The sequence below is a fragment of the Streptomyces polyrhachis genome, assembly GCF_042663125.1.
Taxonomy (GTDB): domain Bacteria; phylum Actinomycetota; class Actinomycetes; order Streptomycetales; family Streptomycetaceae; genus Streptomyces; species Streptomyces polyrhachii.
On record NZ_JBHSZO010000035.1, the window covers coordinates 24,856 to 41,706 of the forward strand.

The 16,851-nt window shown below is 72.8% G+C and carries 14 protein-coding genes and 2 tRNA genes; 1 reads left to right on the plus strand and 15 read right to left on the minus strand.

Annotated elements, in window-relative coordinates; all coding sequences use genetic code 11:
• Positions 1-8: 8 nt before the first annotated feature.
• The 10 genes from leuS to ACFQLX_RS20375 all read right to left on the minus strand — a co-directional run bounded on the left by leuS (position 9) and on the right by ACFQLX_RS20375 (position 9,183).
• Positions 9-2,855, minus strand: a complete 2,847-nt coding sequence (leuS, locus tag ACFQLX_RS20330) for a leucine--tRNA ligase (RefSeq protein WP_386417196.1) — start codon at positions 2,853-2,855, stop codon at positions 9-11.
• A gap of 210 nt (positions 2,856-3,065) precedes the next feature.
• Positions 3,066-4,265, minus strand: a complete 1,200-nt coding sequence (locus tag ACFQLX_RS20335) for a low temperature requirement protein A (RefSeq protein ID WP_386417197.1) — start codon at positions 4,263-4,265, stop codon at positions 3,066-3,068.
• A 111-nt stretch (positions 4,266-4,376) separates the two neighbouring features.
• A tRNA-Ala gene (locus ACFQLX_RS20340) sits at positions 4,377-4,449 on the minus strand.
• Positions 4,450-4,554: 105 nt separating this feature from the next.
• Entirely contained in the window at positions 4,555-4,788 is a 234-nt protein-coding gene (locus tag ACFQLX_RS20345; protein WP_026276023.1) for a hypothetical protein, read from the minus strand.
• A gap of 350 nt (positions 4,789-5,138) precedes the next feature.
• A tRNA-Ala gene (locus ACFQLX_RS20350) sits at positions 5,139-5,211 on the minus strand.
• A gap of 84 nt (positions 5,212-5,295) precedes the next feature.
• Positions 5,296-5,958, minus strand: coding sequence for a histidine phosphatase family protein (locus ACFQLX_RS20355; protein ID WP_386417199.1), 663 nt, complete (start codon positions 5,956-5,958; stop codon positions 5,296-5,298).
• Between the two features lie 7 nt (positions 5,959-5,965).
• The gene (gene rsfS / locus ACFQLX_RS20360; protein WP_386417201.1) at positions 5,966-6,394 is read right to left on the minus strand and encodes a ribosome silencing factor; all 429 of its coding nucleotides are present in this window, start codon (positions 6,392-6,394) and stop codon (positions 5,966-5,968) included.
• Between the two features lie 136 nt (positions 6,395-6,530).
• On the minus strand, positions 6,531-8,300 hold the full coding sequence (locus ACFQLX_RS20365; protein ID WP_386417202.1) for a LytR C-terminal domain-containing protein: 1,770 nt from the start codon (positions 8,298-8,300) through the stop codon (positions 6,531-6,533).
• Positions 8,301-8,372: 72 nt separating this feature from the next.
• Positions 8,373-9,032, minus strand: coding sequence for a nicotinate-nucleotide adenylyltransferase (nadD, locus tag ACFQLX_RS20370; protein WP_386417203.1), 660 nt, complete (start codon positions 9,030-9,032; stop codon positions 8,373-8,375).
• Positions 9,022-9,183 (minus strand): hypothetical protein, encoded by a 162-nt coding sequence (locus ACFQLX_RS20375; RefSeq protein ID WP_386417205.1) that lies wholly within the window; start codon positions 9,181-9,183, stop codon positions 9,022-9,024. Before ACFQLX_RS20375 ends, nadD begins: the two co-directional genes overlap by 11 nt.
• Before the next feature lie 305 nt (positions 9,184-9,488).
• On the opposite strand from ACFQLX_RS20375, the gene ACFQLX_RS20380 reads away from it, so the two are divergent.
• Entirely contained in the window at positions 9,489-10,601 is a 1,113-nt protein-coding gene (locus ACFQLX_RS20380) for a M48 family metallopeptidase (protein WP_386417207.1), read from the plus strand.
• A gap of 6 nt (positions 10,602-10,607) precedes the next feature.
• On the opposite strand, the gene ACFQLX_RS20385 is transcribed toward ACFQLX_RS20380, so the two are convergent.
• The 5 genes from ACFQLX_RS20385 to ACFQLX_RS20405 all read right to left on the minus strand — a co-directional run bounded on the left by ACFQLX_RS20385 (position 10,608) and on the right by ACFQLX_RS20405 (position 16,695).
• Positions 10,608-11,696, minus strand: coding sequence for an SCO2583 family membrane protein (locus ACFQLX_RS20385; protein WP_386417209.1), 1,089 nt, complete (start codon positions 11,694-11,696; stop codon positions 10,608-10,610).
• Between the two features lie 78 nt (positions 11,697-11,774).
• Positions 11,775-12,284 carry an SCO2584 family spore wall biosynthesis protein gene (locus tag ACFQLX_RS20390; RefSeq protein ID WP_386417210.1) on the minus strand — a complete coding sequence of 170 codons (510 nt, stop codon included), beginning with the start codon at positions 12,282-12,284 and terminating at the stop codon, positions 11,775-11,777.
• A gap of 101 nt (positions 12,285-12,385) precedes the next feature.
• The gene (locus ACFQLX_RS20395; protein WP_386417212.1) at positions 12,386-13,678 is read right to left on the minus strand and encodes a glutamate-5-semialdehyde dehydrogenase; all 1,293 of its coding nucleotides are present in this window, start codon (positions 13,676-13,678) and stop codon (positions 12,386-12,388) included.
• Between the two features lie 78 nt (positions 13,679-13,756).
• Positions 13,757-14,245 (minus strand): hypothetical protein, encoded by a 489-nt coding sequence (locus ACFQLX_RS20400; protein ID WP_386417214.1) that lies wholly within the window; start codon positions 14,243-14,245, stop codon positions 13,757-13,759.
• A 98-nt stretch (positions 14,246-14,343) separates the two neighbouring features.
• Complete coding sequence (locus ACFQLX_RS20405; RefSeq protein ID WP_386417216.1) at positions 14,344-16,695, minus strand: bifunctional glycosyltransferase/CDP-glycerol:glycerophosphate glycerophosphotransferase; 2,352 nt, start codon at positions 16,693-16,695, stop codon at positions 14,344-14,346.
• Between the last annotated feature and the right edge of the window lie 156 nt (positions 16,696-16,851).

The following is a 16,851-nucleotide window of genomic DNA, read 5'->3' on the forward strand; positions in this document are numbered from 1 at the left end:
CCCGCTCGTCACACGACGATGTTCACCAGCTTCGGCGCCCGCACGACGACCTTGCGGATCGTCGCGCCGTCCAGCGCCGCGACGATCGCCGGGTCCGCCAGCGCCGCCGCCTCCAGCTCCGTGTCGCCGATCGACGGGGACACCTCCAGCCGGGCCTTGACCTTGCCCTTGATCTGCACGACGCAGGTCACGGACTCGTCCACGACGTAGGCCGGGTCGGCCACGGGGAACGCCTCGTAGACCACCGAGGTCTGGTGCCCCAGCCGATGCCACAGCTCCTCCGCCACGTGCGGGGCCAGCGGCGCGATCAGCTTCACCAGCGTCTCCGCCACCTCGCGCGGGACCCGCTCCAGCTTGACCACCTGGTTGTTCAGCTCGGTGATCTTGGCGATGGCGGTGTTGAAGCGCAGGGCGGCCATGTCGGCGCCGACCCCGTCGATCGCCTTGTGCACGGCGCGCAGGGTCGCCTCGTCCGGCGCCTCGTCCACGACCGTGCTCTCGCCGGTGGCCTCGTCGACGACGTTGCGCCACAGCCGCTGCAGCAGCCGGTACTGGCCGACGACCGCGCGGGTGTCCCAGGGGCGGGAGACGTCCAGCGGGCCCATCGCCATCTCGTACAGCCGCAGGGTGTCCGCCCCGTACTCGGCGCAGATGGTCTCCGGCGTGACGGAGTTCTTCAGCGACTTGCCCATCTTGCCCAGCTCGCGCCGGACGGGCTCGCCCTGGTGGAAGAAGCCGCCGTCGCGCTCCTCGACCTCGGTGGCCGCCACCGGGAAGCCGCGCTCGTCGCGGTAGACGAACGCCTGGATCATGCCCTGGTTGAACAGCTTGTGGAAGGGCTCGGCGGAGGAGACATAACCCAGGTCGTACAGGACCTTCGACCAGAAGCGCGCGTACAGCAGGTGCAGCACCGCGTGCTCCGCGCCGCCCACGTACAGGTCGACGCCGCCGTGCGGCTTGCCCTCGGTGGGGCCCATCCAGTAGCGCTCCAGCGCGGGCGCGACCAGCTGCTCGCTGTTGTGCGGGTCCAGGTAGCGCAGCTCGTACCAGCACGAGCCCGCCCAGTTGGGCATCGTGTTGGTCTCGCGCCGGTACGCCTTGGGGCCGTCGCCCAGGTCCAGGGTGACATTCACCCAGTCCTCGTTGCGCGACAGCGGCGTCTCGGGCTCGGTGTCGGCGTCGTCCGCGTCGAAGGTGCGCGGCGAGTAGTCCTCGACCTCCGGCAGCTCCAGCGGCAGCATCGACTCGGGCAGCGCGTGGGCGACGCCCTGCTCGTCGTAGACGATCGGGAAGGGCTCGCCCCAGTAGCGCTGGCGGGAGAAGAGCCAGTCGCGCAGCCGGAAGTTGACGGTGCCTTCGCCGATGCCGCGCTCGGCCAGCCAGTCGGTGACGGCGGCCTTGGCCTCGGCCACGCCCAGTCCGTCCAGCGAGATCTGCTCGTTGGCGGAGTTGGTGATCGTCGCCTCGTACGAGACGAATGCCTCGTCCCACCCGGCCGGGTCCGTCCCGCGGCCGTCGGTGGGCGCCACGACGCAGGTCATCGGCACCTCGAAGGCGCGGGCGAAGGCGAAGTCGCGGCTGTCGTGGGCGGGGACGGCCATGATGGCGCCGGTGCCGTAGCCCATCAGCACGTAGTCGGCGATGAAGACCGGGACGCGCTCGCCGTTGACGGGGTTGACGGCGTGGACGCCGGTGAAGACGCCGGTCTTGTCCTTGGCCTCCGCCTGGCGTTCGACGTCGGACTTCGCGGCGGCCTGGCGGCGGTACTCGGCGACGGCCTCGGCGGGCGAGGCGTGCCCGCCGGTCCACGCCTCGCGGGTGCCCTCGGGCCAGGCGGCCGGGGTGAACTTCTCCACCAGCGGGTGTTCGGGCGCCAGCACCATGTAGGTGGCGCCCCACAGGGTGTCGGGGCGGGTGGTGAAGACGGTGATGTTCTCGCCGTCCGCGCCGTCGACGGCGAAGTCGACGCGGGCGCCCTCGCTGCGGCCGATCCAGTTGCGCTGCTGCAGCTTGATGGCCTCGGGCCAGTCCAGCCCGTCCAGGTCGTCCAGCAGCCGGTCGGCGTAGGCGGTGATGCGCATCATCCACTGGCGCAGGTTGGCCTTGAAGACGGGGAAGTTGCCGCGCTCGGAGCGGCCGTCGGCGGTGACCTCCTCGTTGGCCAGCACGGTGCCCAGCCCGGGGCACCAGTTGACGGGCGAGTCGGAGGAGTAGGCCAGCCGGTAGCCGCTCAGCACATCGGCGCGCTCGACCCCGGACAGCCCGGACCAGGGGCGGCCGTCGGGGGTGGCCTTCTCCCCGGCCTCGAACTTCGCGACCAGGGTGTCGATCGGGCGGGCGCTGCCGGCCTCCTCGTCGTACCAGGAGTTGTAGATCTGCAGGAAGATCCACTGGGTCCACTTGTAGTAGTCCGGGTCGATCGTGGCGAACGAGCGGCGCTTGTCGTGGCCCAGGCCCAGCCGGCGCAGCTGGGACTTCATGGTGGCGATGGCCGCCTCGGTGGTGATCCGGGGGTGCTCGCCGGTGGCGACGGCGTGCTGCTCGGCGGGCAGGCCGAAGGCGTCGAAGCCCAGCGTGTGCAGGACGTTCTTGCCGGTCATCCGGTCGAAGCGGGCGGAGACGTCGGTGGCGATGTAGCCCAGCGGATGGCCGACGTGCAGTCCCGCACCCGAGGGGTAGGGAAACATGTCCATGATGAAGCGCGAGGGGCGCTCCGAACCGGGCTCGGCCTCGGCGGCGTAGGTGCCGTGCTCGTCCCAGAAGTCCTGCCAGCGTGCCTCGATGTCCGCCGCCAGCCCGGCGGTGTATCGATGCGGGTTGGCTGCCGCCTCGGTGGCGGGTGTGCTCTCGCTCATCGTCCTCAAGCTCCATCGGGGGTCGTCGTCTGCCTGCGGTTACGGGCGCGGTGACCGCTGCGGTCGGGGCCCGGGAATGAAAAAACCCCTCGCACAGGAGGGGACGCCGCGCTGAGGTGCTGCCTGGTCAGCGCGGCCCGCTAAGCAGAAGGCGTACGGAACGCATGGCGCCAGGGTATCGCAGTGCGGAAGCGCTCCGCACAGGGGCCGTCACCCCTGCGCGGGCGCCCGGCGCCCGGCGCGGCGGTGCAGGAGCAGCGCGGCCGGGACCACCAGCGTGAGCAGGCCCAGCGCGAGCAGCGCCGGCACCAGGGCGACCAGCAGGCCGGCCGGCAGGCAGAGCGCCCCGGCGACCAGGAGCGCGGTCGGGCGCCGGGCGCCGACGCGCAGCAGGATCGCCGCCGTGCCCAGCAGGAAGAGGCCGACGCCGCCGGTCAGCGCCCACGCCTGGACGCCGTGCAGCGGCTCGGCGAGGTCGTAGTGCCCGCTGTCGGCGGCCTGGTGCAGCACCGACTCCACACCCAGGGCGGTGAGGACGACGCCGGCGATCAGCGGCAGGTGCAGGAAGGTGTACGCGTCGCGGGCCAGCGTCGTACGGGCGTCCCCCTCCAGCGAGGCCAGCCGCTCCTCGACGGGCTCGGCGACGCGGCGGAAGTACAGCAGCCACAGTCCGGCGGCGACCAGCACGCCGGCGACCCCGGCGGCCAGCACCGCGCCGGTGACGGCGTAGCCGGCGGCTCCCACGCCGATCGCCACGAGCGACTCGCCCAGCGCGATGATCACGATCAGCCCGTGCCGCTCGGCGAAGTGCCCGGCGGAGTTGACGCGCCAGCCGGATGAGCCGGTGACGTAGATGCCCAGGTAGTCGATGGCGACGGCGCCGAGCCAGACCAGCACCTGCGCCCGGCCGTGCAACTGGCTGCCGGCCAGCAGCAGGACGAACGGGGGCAGCACGGAGATCAGCGCCGTCCGGCGCAGGACGGCCCGCAGGGCGGCGTCGCCGGGGTGGGCGACCCAGTAGGAGGCGAGGTGCAGCAGCCGGACCGATCCGTAGCAGAGCACGAAGACCAGCGCGGCGGGCACTCCGCCGGCCTTGTCCTCGTAGACCTCGGGGACCACCAGCGAGGTGACCATGACGATCGACATCACGGCGATCAGCACGCCGAAGAGCGGCCCGGAGTCGGCGCGCACCACGTTGCCCAGCCAGGCGAAGCAGCTCCAGCACCACCACAGCAGCGCGAGCACCACCGCGGCGCCGAAGAGCCGCAGCCAGGTGGGGTCGGCGGCCATGAGCGCGGTCACCTGCGTGATGGCGCAGACGAAGACGAGGTCGAAGAAGAGCTCGCCCGAGGTGACCCGGTGGGCGGCGTCGGTGGCCGTCATGCGGTGTCTGGCGCTGTTGCTCGTCACAGGTCCCCCCCCTGGCAGTGATCAGGAGGCAGATTAGCGGGTCGTCGCGCCACCGCACCCGGAATAAGAAGATCCCCCCGGACCGGACCCGGTCTGGGGGGATCTTTTCTGTGGAGCTAAAGAGAATCGAACTCTTGACCTCTTGCATGCCATGCAAGCGCTCTACCAACTGAGCTATAGCCCCGCATCTCCGTCGCGGTCACCCGCTTCGGCTCCGCCTACTTTACACGACCCCCGCAGGCCGGATCGACCACCTTTCGCACGCGGGCGCACGCAGGCGGCGCGCAGCTCACGCCGTCGCGAAGGAGTAGAAGCGCTTCAGCGTGCAGTGCTCGTCCAGCAGGCGGCCGTAGATGGGCTCGCCCTCCAGCTCGCGGTACGTCTCGATCGGGTCGCCCTTGATGATCAGCGCGCGGGCGCACTCCTCGCACCAGTACTGGTAGTCGGGGTTGAGCGGCTCCATGTCGCGCACGATCGGGGTGCCGTTGCCGCACCAGTCGCACTTCCGGCTGTGAGCGCCCATCACTCAGCTCCAGCTATGCCCGCAGGCCGTGCACACATACGTCACTCCGCCGTTGTCGCCGAGCACCTGGGCGACATGAGTCGAACCGCACGCCGGACACTGCAGCGCAGCCCCGGCCGCCGCCTGGACGAGGGCGGGAGACCGCCCGCGGCACCCCTGGGCGTCGCTCTGCCTCATCCGGCAGACCCTCCCTCCGGTGCCGGGCCCCTACCCGCCGTCATGGATTCTGCCACGCCCCGGCCGCCAGGTCAGCGGCGCGAGCGCACCGGCCGCCGCCACGGCGGCCGGGGCCGGCCCGAAACGCGAAGATCCCGCCCGGTGGACCGGACGGGATCTTCGTACTGCCGCTGTGGAGCTAAGGAGAATCGAACTCCTGACCTCTTGCATGCCATGCAAGCGCTCTACCAACTGAGCTATAGCCCCGCGCGCCCGCTGCGGGCGAGTGCCCGTGCGAACGAGCCAAAGCTTAGCCGCTGATCGGGCAGAAACAAAAATCGCCGGCCGCCGTCAGTCGTCGTCGCCCAGCACCGGCTCCGGCAGCGTCCCGGCGTTGTGCTCCTGCAGCCGCCAGCCGCGCGCGCCCTCGCCCAGGACCGACCAGCAGCAGTTCGACAGGCCGCCCAGCGACTCCCAGTGGTGCGGCTCGATGCCCAGCAGCCGGCCGATCGTGGTGCGGATCGTGCCGCCATGGCTGACGACGACCAGCGTGCCGCCGTCGGGGAGCTTGTCGGCGTGCGCCAGGACGACCGGGGCCGCACGGTCGGCGACCTCCGTCTCCAGCTCGCCGCCGCCCCGGCGCACCGGCTCGCCGCGCTTCCACGCCGCGTACTGCTCGCCGTAGCGCTCGATGATCTCGTCGTGGGTGAGGCCCTGCCACTCCCCCGCGTACGTCTCGCGCAGCGCCGGGTCGTGGAGCGCCTCCAGCCCGGTCACCGCCGCCAGCTCGGTGGCCGTGGCGCGGGCGCGGCTGAGGTCGGAGGAGATGATCGCGTCCGGCTCCAGCGCGGCCAGCAGCCGTGCCGACCGGCGGGCCTGGGCCACGCCGGCCGGGGTCAGCTCGATGTCCGTGGAGCCCTGGAAGCGGCGCTCCAGGTTCCACGGGGTCTGGCCGTGCCGCCACAGCACGATCCGCCGGTCGCGCCCGCCGGGGATTGCGGCCGTCGAGGTCATCGGGGCCCTACTCCCGCATCCCCGACTCGGGGTTCGCCTCGGCGTGCTCGGCGCCCTTGCCGTGGGTGGCCTTGGCGTCCGGGGGCAGCTCCAGCAGCGGGCAGTCCTTCCACAGCCGCTCCAGGGCGTAGAAGACGCGCTCCTCGGAGTGCTGGACGTGCACCACGATGTCGCCGTAGTCCAGCAGCACCCAGCGGCCGTCGCGCTCGCCCTCGCGGCGGATGGGCTTGGCGCCGTGCTCCCGCTGCAGCGTCTCCTCGACGGCGTCGGTGATCGCCTTGACCTGCCGGTCGTTGGGCGCGGAGGCCAGGAGGAAGGCGTCGGTGATCGCCAGCACCTCGCTGACGTCGTACGCGATGATGTCGTGCGCGAGCTTGTCCGCGGCCGCCTGGGCGGCGGTCTGGATCAGCTCGGTGGAACGGTCTGTCGCGGTCACAGGCAGGGCTTCCGATCGAGGTGCGGTTGACCCCCTCAGGGTCTCACGTCCCCTGCGAGGTCTCACGTCGCGTCAGCCCGTACGCAAAGGGGCCGGCGCGGGTCTCCCGCGCCGGCCCCTTCTGTACGGATCCTCCTCAGCCCTTGTAGTCCTGCCCCAGGACCACCGTGATGTCCGCGCCCGCGGCGCCCGTGCCCTTCTTGACGGCCTTGGCGCCCAGGCCCAGGGTCTTGGCGACCTCCTGGGCGGCCTCCGCCCGGGAGGCGTCGCTGTAGAGCACCTGCGAGGCGGGCTGCGCCTTCTCGGCGGCGGAGGCGCCGGCGAAGTTGTAGCCGCCGTTGACCAGGGCGACCTGGGCACTGCTGGCCCTGGCCTTGTCGCCGCTGGCGTTGCGGACCGCGACCTTGGCGGTGGCGCCGGGGTCGGCGTTCTTCACCGTGCCGCCCAGGATGTCCTTGACGACCTTCTCCGACGCCTTCTCGTCCAGCGTGCCGTCCTGGCGTACGGGCAGCATCCGGGTGGCGTAGTCGCCCTCCTTGGCGCGGGTGGAGAGCGCGGCGAGGGAGGCGGCCAGCTCGCCCTCGCTGAGCGAGGGGTCGGCGATGGCGCCCATGCTCTTCACGATCTGGCCGACGCCCTCCTTGTCGGAGGGGAGCTTCTCCAGGAGCGCCTGCAGCACGGCGCCGAAGCGCTCCAGGGGCGCGTCGGGGCTCTCGCCCGCGGCCCGGTAACTGGCGTACGCCGCTGCCGCCGCGCCGTTCAGCTCGCGGTCCTTGCCCTTCACCACCAGCGGCTTGGCGCCCTTCTTCGCGCCGGGGACGGTCGCGGTGGCGTCCAGCGTGAGGCCGCCGACGCCCTCGACGAGCAACTCCAGGAAGGGTGCGTCCAGCCGCCAGGTGCCCTTGATCTGGGAGCCGAGCACCGAGTCGACCGCGTCGCGGGTGGCGCCGGCCGCCTCGTCCTCGACGGACTTGGCCAGCGTGGTGGAGCCGCCGTCGTCGGTGGTGACGGCGAGGTTGCCGGGGAGGAGCACGGTGGTGGCCCTGCCGGTCGTCTCGTTGTCGACCAGCAGGGCGGTGGCGCTGTCGGAGCTGCGCAGCGGCTTGAGGTGGACGACGATCACGTCGCGCTTGACGCCGGCCTCGGCGGCGTCGGAGCCGGCCGGGCCGGCGAGGAAGGGCAGCTTGTCCGCGTACCAGAGATAGCCGGTGCTGCCCAGGAGGGCGAGGCAGAGCAGCACGACGAGCATGCTGCGGCGGCTCCTGCCGCGCCGCTTGGCCTCCTCGCGCCGCTCGGTGCGGCTCTCGGTGAACTTCAGCCAGTCGATCGCGTCCTCGGCCTGCTCGGTCTCCTCCTCGACGAAGGCGAACTGCTCCGTGTGGTACTCCCGCTCGGGCGCGGAGGGCTGCTGGGGGACGTGGGGTGCCTGGGCGCTCTGGGGGACGGCCTGCCACTCGCCGGTCTCGGTGGCGGTCCGGGGGGCGTACTGCGCCGGCTGCTGGTGGCCGGGCTGCCCGCCTCCGTAGGCGGGGTAGGTCCCGGTGTCGTACGCCGGGTAGGCGCCGGTGTCGTACGCCTGCTGGTGGCCGGGGTGCTGGTAGCCCGGCTGCCCGGTGGCGTAGCCCTGCTGGCCGTAGCCCTGGTCCTGCTGCGGGAGGCCGCCGTGGGTGGGGTAGGTCCCGGTGTCGTACGCCGGGTAGGCGCCGGTGTCGTACGCCGGCTGGCCGCCCGCCGGGTAGACGGGGCGGCCGTCCGCGTCGTACGTCTGCTGGTAGCCGGGCTGCTGCCCGGTGGCGTAGCCCTGCTGCCCGTAGGGGGCCTGGGGGTCGTAGGGGTCCCGTCCGTAGGGATCGCGACCATCCGGACCCTGCGCGTCATAGCGCTGGCCGGAGTATGCGTCGTTCACCGGTGCCCCTTCCGTGGCGGGCCTGAAGTCGGGCAGGCCCATGAGTCCCCGTACGTGTCCCCCGTCCCCCCGCTACCCGCATCCTGCTGGTTGAACAGGGTCGCGGTAAAGGTTTCGCTTACTGATGTAGCGCACGACTCCGTCCGGGACCAAATACCAGACCGGCTCCCCGTGGGCGACGCGGTTGCGGCAGTCGGTGGAGGAGATGGCCAGCGCGGGGACCTCCACGAGGGAGACGCCGCCATCGGGAAGCCCCTGGTCGGAGAGGGTGTGGCCGGGGCGGGTGACCCCGACGAAGTGCGCGAGTTCGAACAGCTCGCGCGCGTCGCGCCAGGTGAGGATCTGGCCCAGGGCGTCCGCGCCGGTGATGAAGAAGAGGTCGGCGTCGGGATTGAGGGCCCGCAGCTCCCGCAGGGTGTCGATGGTGTAGGTGGCACCGCCCCGGTCGACGTCGATCCGGCTCACGGAGAACATCGGGTTGGAGGCGGTGGCGATCACCGTCATCAGATAGCGGTCCTCGGCGGGCGTCACCGTGCGGTGGGACTTCTGCCACGGCTGGCCCGTGGGGACGAAGACCACCTCGTCGAGGTGGAAGCGGTGGGCGACCTCGTTGGCCGCCACCAGGTGCCCGTTGTGGACGGGGTCGAAGGTGCCGCCCATCACGCCCAGGCGCCGCTTGGGGCCCGGTGCGGTGTACGGGCCGGAGCCCGGTGCGGAGGTGTCAGCGGTCACGGTTGAAGCGCGTGGTGATCCACAGCAGGAGCAGCAGGGCGGCCAGGGCGCCGCCGCCGATCGCGTAGGGGTTGAGGGTGTCGTGGCCGTGCTCCTCGGTTCCCGAGGCGAGCGTGGCGGCGAGGGTGTGGGCGGTGTGGAGAGCGCTCATCTCAGCGGGACCTATCCAGGGTGAGTCGTGGTCGGGCCGTACCTGTGAGCGTTATCGTATGCGGCCCCCCTCGGGCCGATGATCCGGGCTCCGCCATCCGGGGCCGGGCCGCGGTGCGGGGGCGCACGCCCCCGGCGCTCCCGTCCCCCCCCGTCCCCGCCCGTTCCCCCGCCGTCCCGGGAACCTGCCGCACAGCCGCCCGCGTTGTCACAGCGGGCGCCTAGGCTGGGCGCGACAGCGCCTCCGGACGGGCTCCGGGCGCACGGGGGCAGTACAGGGGCAGGACACGGGAGGGGAAGGCACCGATGAGCGAGACGCACGAGACCGCGCCGGCGCGCGAACGCAGGAGGTTCCCGGGGATCTCCTCGCGGGCCTACGAGCATCCGGCCGACCGCTCGGCGCTGGTGACGCTGCGCAAACTGACCGGATTCGACGCGGTGTTCAAGGCGATCAGCGGCCTGATCCCGGAGCGCTCGCTGCGGCTGCTCTTCCTCTCCGACTCGGTGCGCGTCAGCGACCGGCAGTTCCAGCACCTCAACGACATGCTGCGCGACGCCTGCCACATCCTGGACTTGGAGAAGGTCCCCTCGATGTACGTCACGCAGGACCCGCAGCCCAACGCCATGTGCATCGGCATGGACGCGCCGATCATCGTGGTGACGACGGGCCTGGTGGAGCTGCTGGACGAGGAGGAGATGCGGGCCGTCATCGGCCACGAGGTCGGCCACGCCCTCTCCGGCCACGCGGTGTACCGCACGATCCTGCTCTTCCTCACCAACCTGGCGCTGGCCGTGGCCTGGATCCCGCTGGGGGCGCTGGCGATCCGGGCGATCGTGGCGGCGCTGATGGAGTGGTTCCGCAAGTCGGAGCTGTCCGCGGACCGGGCGGGGCTGCTGGTGGGCCAGGATCTGCGGGCCTCGATGCGCGGTCTGATGAAGCTGGCCGGCGGCAACCACCTCCACGAGATGAACGTGGACGAGTTCCTCAAGCAGGCCGAGGAGTACGAGCAGGGCGGCGACGTCCGCGACTCCGTGCTGAAGATCCTGACGGTGTGGGGGCGCACCCACCCCTTCACCACGGTGCGGGCGGCGCAGCTCAAGCGCTGGGCGGAGAGCCGCGACTACCAGCGGATCATGGACGGCCACTACCCCCGGCGCGAGGAGGACGGCTCGACCTCCGTCTCCGACGCCTACACGGAGGCCGCCGCGCACTACGCCGGTGCGGCGAAGAACAGCAGGGACCCGCTGCTGGGGCTGGTGCGGGACATAGCGGGCGGCGCGGGCGACCTCGGCGGCCGGCTGCGCGACACCTTCCGCGGCGGGGGCGGGCGCGGCAGTGGCGAGGGCGGCGGTGATGACGGCAACGGCGGTGGTGGAAACGGGAGTTCGACGCCTCCGCCGCGGGACGCGCAGGACTGAGCGGCCTTACGGACCCGGCTCCGGCAGGCTGGGCTGCGCGCCGGGGGCCAGGGCGCCGCACACCGCGGCGGCCTTCTCGCCGCCCCGGGCGTAGGGATCCGTGCCGACCGGCTGCGCCCGCTCCCCCGCGAGCAGCGGGCGCAGCCGGTCGGCCCGGTCGGCGGTGCAGGGCAGCGGGCCGGCGGTGAGCTGTACGTCGGTGAGCTGCAGCTGCTTGGTGCGCAGGTCCTCGCGGTCGAAGCGCATCCGCACCACGCGGTGCACGGTGAGCAGCGAGGCGCGCTCGCGGGCGGCGCCCGCGTCCGGTGCCCCGGCCCGGCGCAGGGCGTAGACGACGGTGTGGTCGCCGGTGACCTCCAGATGGGCGGAGTCCGGCTCGCTGTAGGTGATCGTGCCGTCGACGCGGACGCCCTGGTCGGCGAGTTCGACCCGACGCGGGTCGAAGCGGATCATCCAGGCGGTCGCGGCGTGGGCGCCGTCGTCGGCCGGCTGCTCCAGGCTCGCGTCGAACTGGTCCAGCAGACCGGGGTTGAGCTGCAGCCGCACGCTGCGCACGTCGCGGCCGGTGAGCACGCCGGGCACCACGGTGGAGGCGCGCAGGTACTCCTGGGCCGCGGTGAGCGCGTCGAGCACCTGCTCCTTGCCGAAGTGCCCGGTGGGCCCGGCCCGCGGCAGGACGTAGCCCGCGCCGCCGATCCGGTAGCGCGCGGCCGGGCTGTGGGCGAAGAGGTCGGCCGAGGGTCCGCCGGGGACGGGCTCGACGGCGGTGAGCGCGATGATGCGGCTGCGCAGCGCCGGCACGGGCTGGCGCGCCTCCTCCTGGTAGGGCCGGCGCATGCCCAGGTAGATCGCGGCGCCGAAGGCCACGGCGATGAGCAGGACGAGGACCATGGCCTGGCGGGGCGCTCCGGGGGCGGTGCTGCGGCGGCGGCGCACGGCCGGGGAGTGGTCGCTCATCCGCTCCCGCGCCGAGAACTCCTCCAGGCGTGCGGCAGCCACGAACGACTCGTCGAAGACGAGCGAACGGAACTCGTCGTCACCGCTTCCCGGGACGCCCTCGGGCGTCCCCCCGGGAGGGTTGCCACGCCCGGTCATATAGTGAGGGTAGGCCCGGGCGCGGCGTTGTAAACGCCCCCGTCACCGACAAGTCCCGCCTATCGGGCGGCAGTTGCCTCAGGGTGCCGGAAGGGACCTGTCCGGAGCGCCGGACTCCGCCGAGGTGGAGCTGGAGCCGCCCGGCGCGGGCGCCTCGTCCCGGTCCGCGGAGCCGCTGCGGTAGACGGCGGTGAAGACCAGGGCGACGATGCCGACGCCCATCACCACGGCCAGCAGCAGCGCCACCGGCCGCTGCCAGTGCACGGCGCGGTACGGGCCGAGCGGGCCGCCGTAGGGCCCGTACGGGCCGAACCCCCCGTCGGGGTCGTCCACGTCGCCGCGGGCCTCGGCGTCCGCCTGCGCCCGGCCCTCGGCCAGGGCGCGGTCCGCCGCCGCCCGCGCCTCGGCGGCGGCGACCATCCGCTCCACGGCGGTGGGCTCGTGGACCACCGCGGCCCGGACGAAGTCCTCGTCGAGGACCACGGCGGCGAAGTCGTCCTTCGCGTGTCCGTGGTCCGGGGTGCGGTGCTGGCTGTCGGGCTCGTCGCCGTCCGGGAAGAACGGCCGGCCCCCCACGTCGTCCGCCACGTGGGAAAGGGTAGACCGCTTCATCCGGTTTGGGCAGGGTGGGCGGGCCGCCGGTGGATTTCCCCACGCCGCGCGGGGCGCGCCCGTACCCCCGCCGCGGATCAGTCCCGTACGTGCCCGTCGCCCGTGACCACGTACTTCGTGGAGGTCAGCTCGGGCAGCCCCATCGGGCCGCGCGCGTGCAGCTTCTGGGTGGAGATGCCGATCTCGGCGCCGAAGCCGAACTGGGAGCCGTCGGTGAAGCGGGTGGAGGCGTTGACCATCACGGCGGCCGAGTCGACGGTCGCGGTGAAGCGCCGCGCGGCGGCGGTGTCGCGGGTGACGATGGCCTCGGTGTGCCCGGAGGACCACAGGCGGATGTGCTGCACGGCGGCGTCGAGGGAGTCCACGACGGCGGCGGCGAGATCGTAGGAGAGGTACTCCGTCTCCCAGTCCTCCGCGGTCGCGGGCTCGACCTCGATCCCGGCCGCGGCGCCCGCCTTCTGCCACGCCTCGTCGCCGTGGACGCGCACGCCGGCCCCGGTCAGCGCCGCGAGCGCGCGGGGCAGGAACTCCCCGGCGACGGCGCGGTGGACGAGCACGGTCTCGGCGGCGTTGCAGACACCGGGGCGCTGGGCCTTGGCGTTGACCAGGATCGCCAGCGCGGTGTCCAGGTCGGCGTGCTCGTCGACGTACACGTGGCAGTTGCCCGTGCCGGTCTCGATGACGGGGACGGTGGACTGCTCCACCACGGCCCTGATCAGCCCGGCGCCGCCGCGCGGGATCAGCACGTCGACCATGCCGCGCGCCCGCATCAGCTCCTGCGCGGACTCGCGGGTCTCGCCCGGCACCAGCTGCACGCTGTCGGCGGGCAGTCCGGCGCCGTGCACCGCGTCGCGCACGGCGCGCACCAGCGCGGTGTTGGAGGCGTAGGCGGAGGAGGAGCCGCGCAGCAGGACGGCGTTGCCGGCCTTCAGGCACAGGGAGGCCGCGTCCACGGTGACGTTGGGCCGGCCCTCGTAGATGATGCCGACGACGCCCAGGGGGACGCGCAGCTGGCGCAGCTCCAGGCCGTTGGGGAGGGTGGAGCCGCGCACCACCTCGCCCACCGGGTCGGGCAGCGCGACCACGTCGCGCACGTCGGAGGCGATGGCGCGCACCCGCTCGGGGGTGAGGGTGAGGCGGTCGACGACCGTGTCGGAGGCGCCGGCCGCGCGTGCCCGGTCGGTGTCGGCGGCGTTGGCCTCGACGATCTCGCGGGTGCGGACCTCCAGGGCGTCCGCGACTGCGAGCAGCGCGTCGTCCTTCGCGGCGCGTGGCAGTACGGCCAGCTCGGCGGCGGCGCTGCGGGCGCGGTAGGCGGCCCGCAGGACCGGGGAGAGGTCGTCGAAGGGCGTGGTCGTGACGCTGCTCATGGGGGCAGCGTAGCGAGTACGCGGCGGGCGCCGGCCGGGGTTTCCGCTGGATGAGACGGCCGTCTCAGACGGAAAGGCTCAAAAGGGGTGCACGCCCACGGGCGCCGCGGGCGGCGGACCGTAGCCGTCGGCGATGCGCTGGTGGTAGGTGTCGCGGTCGATGACCTCCAGCCCGACGATCTGCCAGGGCGGCAGCCCCGCGGTGGTGCGGTGCTCGCCCCACAGCCGCAGCGCGACCGCGGCCGCGTCGTGCAGATCGCGCGCCTCCTCCCAGTAGCGGATCTCCGCGTGGTCGTTGGCGTACCGGCTGGTGAGCAGGAAGGGGTGGTCGTGGGCGAGCTGCTCCAGCCCGCGCCTGACCTCCTTCAGCGGCGCTTCCGGACCGGAGACGCTGAGCGTGATGTGCCACAGTCGCGGGACCGCCGCGGCGTCACCGCCGCGCTGCGCGCTCTGCGGGTCGGGCGGCGCCGCGTCGGCCGGGGCGCCGCCCTCGGGCGGCATCCCGACGCTCGACAGCCGGCGCTCGGCCCTGGCACGGGGCTGGGCCCCCAGGCGCCCTTGCCTCACGGGCGGCCTCCTGAATACGCGGGATACGAGTCTGCGCGGACCGCTCGGCGGCCCTCCACAACAAAGTTGACCAGCCCCCGGCCGCCCGTGGAGGCGTTTTACCCAAGCCCGGCATGTGTCGGGGGCGTTTTCGGCCGTTCTGACGAACTCTCGGCGCGCCTGGGCCCCGGCACCCGCCGCGTACGCTCTCCCGCCCCCTCGGCCGTACGCGGCGAGGGGGCCGGAGTGCGCTGAGCGAGCGGGACGACGGCGGGCGCGTCGCGCTGGTCCAGCAGCACCCGGCGCACCACGCGCTCGGCGGCGAAGCCGTCGTCGTAGCGGCAGAAGCGCGCCCGGAAGGCGCCGCGCAGCCGGGTGGACCGCGCGTCCTCCCAGGCGCCGGAGGTGAAGGCGTCGACCAGCTCGTCCTCGGTGGTGGTGACCGGGCCGGGGGTGTCGCCGGGCTCGCCGGAGAGCAGGTCGAAGGTGACGCCGCGGACGGCCGCGTAGGTCTGCCAGTCGTCGGCGTGGATGACGATCGGTCGGTCGAGGTTGGCGTAGTCGAACATGATCGAGGAGTAGTCCGTGACCAGCGCGTCGGCGGCCAGGCAGAGCTGTTCGACGCTCGGGTGGCGGGAGACGTCGAGCACACCGGCGGGCGGCTCGGGGGTGGTGGCGGTGTCATAGGAGTAGTGGCTGCGTACCAGCAGCACCGTGTCCTCGCCCAGCGCCGCCGCGACCCGGGCGAAGTCCAGGCGCGGTACGTAGCCGTCCTGGTGCTCGCGGGTCGTCGGGGCGTACAGCACGGCCCGCTGCCCCGGCGCGATGCCCAGCGCGGCGCGGGCCTCGCGTACCTCGGCGGCGGTGGCGCGGTAGTAGACGTCGTTGCGCGGGTAGCCGGTGTCCAGCGAGGTGAAGTCGCTGGGGTAGACCCGGCTCCAGTACTCGGTGGAGTGCGGATTGGCCGAGAGGCTGTGGGTCCAGCGGTCGCAGCGCGCCAGCAGGGCGTCGAAGTCGATGTCCTTGGCGGTCATGGGGTAGCGCTGCTGGTCCAGGCCCATCCGCTTGAGCGGGGTGCCGTGGTGGGTCATCAGGTGCCGCTGCCCGGGCCGTTTGACGAGGGCGTCGGGGAAGTTGACGTTGTTGACGAAGTACGTGGCCCGCGCCACGGCCGCCCAGTAGCGGCGGGAGCCCTGCACCACGTGGTCCATGCCCCGCGGGACGGAGGCGGCGTGCTCCCTGCGCACCACCCACACCCCGCGCGAGTGCGGTGCCAGCCGGCGCGCGGCCTCGTAGACGGCGAGGGGGTTGCAGGCGGGGGTGCGGCCCCAGTAGGCGCCGTAGACGGCGAGGCCGGGGTCGAGCGGGCGGCGGCGCTGCAGCGCGTAGTAGCCGCGGTAGACGAGCCGTCCGGCGGCCCGCTTCAGCCGCGGCAGCACACCGCGCACGGCCGCGCGCGCGGCGCCGGTCAGCCGCTCGCGGGTGCCGTTGGCGTACTTGAGCAGCTGGAAGAGGGGGTACGAACCCCAGCCCACGGCGCGGAACTTCAGCCCCAGGACGCTGGCCGGCGGAGTGTAGCCGGCAGGTCTGAGGCGGCGGTACTGGGCGCTGGCCCGGCGCAGGTAGGGCCGCCGCAGCGGGCCCGGTACGCGGCTGCGGCGGGCCAGGGCGAAGAGGAAGTGGCTGACCATCCGCTCGAAGAGCAGCGTGCGTATCTTCGCGGGCTGCGGGCGCTCGTCGAGGAAGTCGAAGAGCCGCTGGTACTGGTCGAAGATGGAGAACTGCCGGCGGTCGGGCGTCTGCGTCTGCTGGCCCTGGCGGCGCTGGCGGTAGTCGAGGACCCGGTGCCCGCAGTACGCGGCGGTCCGGGCGCTGAGCAGCACCTTGTAGACCATCAGCGCGTCCTCGTAGTAGCCGTCGGTGAAGGTGAGGCCGTGCCCGGTGTAGAAGTCCCGGCGGAAGGCGCGGTTGCAGACGATGGCGAAGTGGTGGAAGAACGCCGGCTCCTCGACGGGCCGGAGCACCCGGTCGCCGACGGGGGCGAGGATGCGCGGGGTGGTGCTGGTGTGCACCTCGCCGGTCCAGTAGCTGCGTACGTGGTCGAACATCAGCAGGTCGACCTCGCCGGTCTCCTCCAGCCGCTCGGCGAGGGCCCGCAGCGAGCCGGGGAGGTAGGTGTCGTCCCCGTCCAGGAAGAGCAGGTAGTCGCCGCTCGCGTGCTCCACCCCGGTGTTGCGGGCGCGGCCCAGGCCGCCGTTCTCCTCGTGGTGGACGGCGATGACGCGGGGGTCGCGGGCGGCGATCTCGTCGATGATCGCGCCGCCGGCGTCCGGGGAGCAGTCGTCCACCGCGATGACCTCGAAGTCGGTGAAGCTCTGCGCCAGCACCGACTCCAGGCACTCCCGGATGTACGCCTGCACGCCGTGGGCGGGTATGACGATGCTGAAACGAGGACGTGCGGCTGACGCCATGGTGCGGAGACCCCCTGGAAACGCTTGTGTGCGGTGCAGTCTTCACAACGGGCGCGCCGAGGTCCATAGGTGGTTGTGGATCAGTACCGAACGGCCACGGGATCGTCACCGTCCTGGAGGCCGCCGGTCCACCGCGCGTCGTACGGGGTCCGCCCG

Bases quoted from the DNA above. Each gene is read 5' to 3' on its own strand.
- ACFQLX_RS20395 (WP_386417212.1), bottom strand. From the start codon at position 13,678: ATGAGCAGCGTCACGACCACGCCCTTCGACGACCTCTCCCCGGTCCTG.
- ACFQLX_RS20345 (WP_026276023.1), bottom strand. From the start codon at position 4,788: ATGGGCGCTCACAGCCGGAAGTGCGACTGGTGCGGCAACGGCACCCCG.
- leuS (WP_386417196.1), bottom strand. From the start codon at position 2,855: ATGAGCGAGAGCACACCCGCCACCGAGGCGGCAGCCAACCCGCATCGA.
- ACFQLX_RS20375 (WP_386417205.1), bottom strand. From the start codon at position 9,183: ATGAGCGCTCTCCACACCGCCCACACCCTCGCCGCCACGCTCGCCTCG.
- ACFQLX_RS20405 (WP_386417216.1), bottom strand. From the start codon at position 16,695: ATGGCGTCAGCCGCACGTCCTCGTTTCAGCATCGTCATACCCGCCCAC.
- ACFQLX_RS20385 (WP_386417209.1), bottom strand. From the start codon at position 11,696: ATGACCGGGCGTGGCAACCCTCCCGGGGGGACGCCCGAGGGCGTCCCG.
- ACFQLX_RS20380 (WP_386417207.1), top strand. From the start codon at position 9,489: ATGAGCGAGACGCACGAGACCGCGCCGGCGCGCGAACGCAGGAGGTTC.
- ACFQLX_RS20355 (WP_386417199.1), bottom strand. From the start codon at position 5,958: ATGACCTCGACGGCCGCAATCCCCGGCGGGCGCGACCGGCGGATCGTG.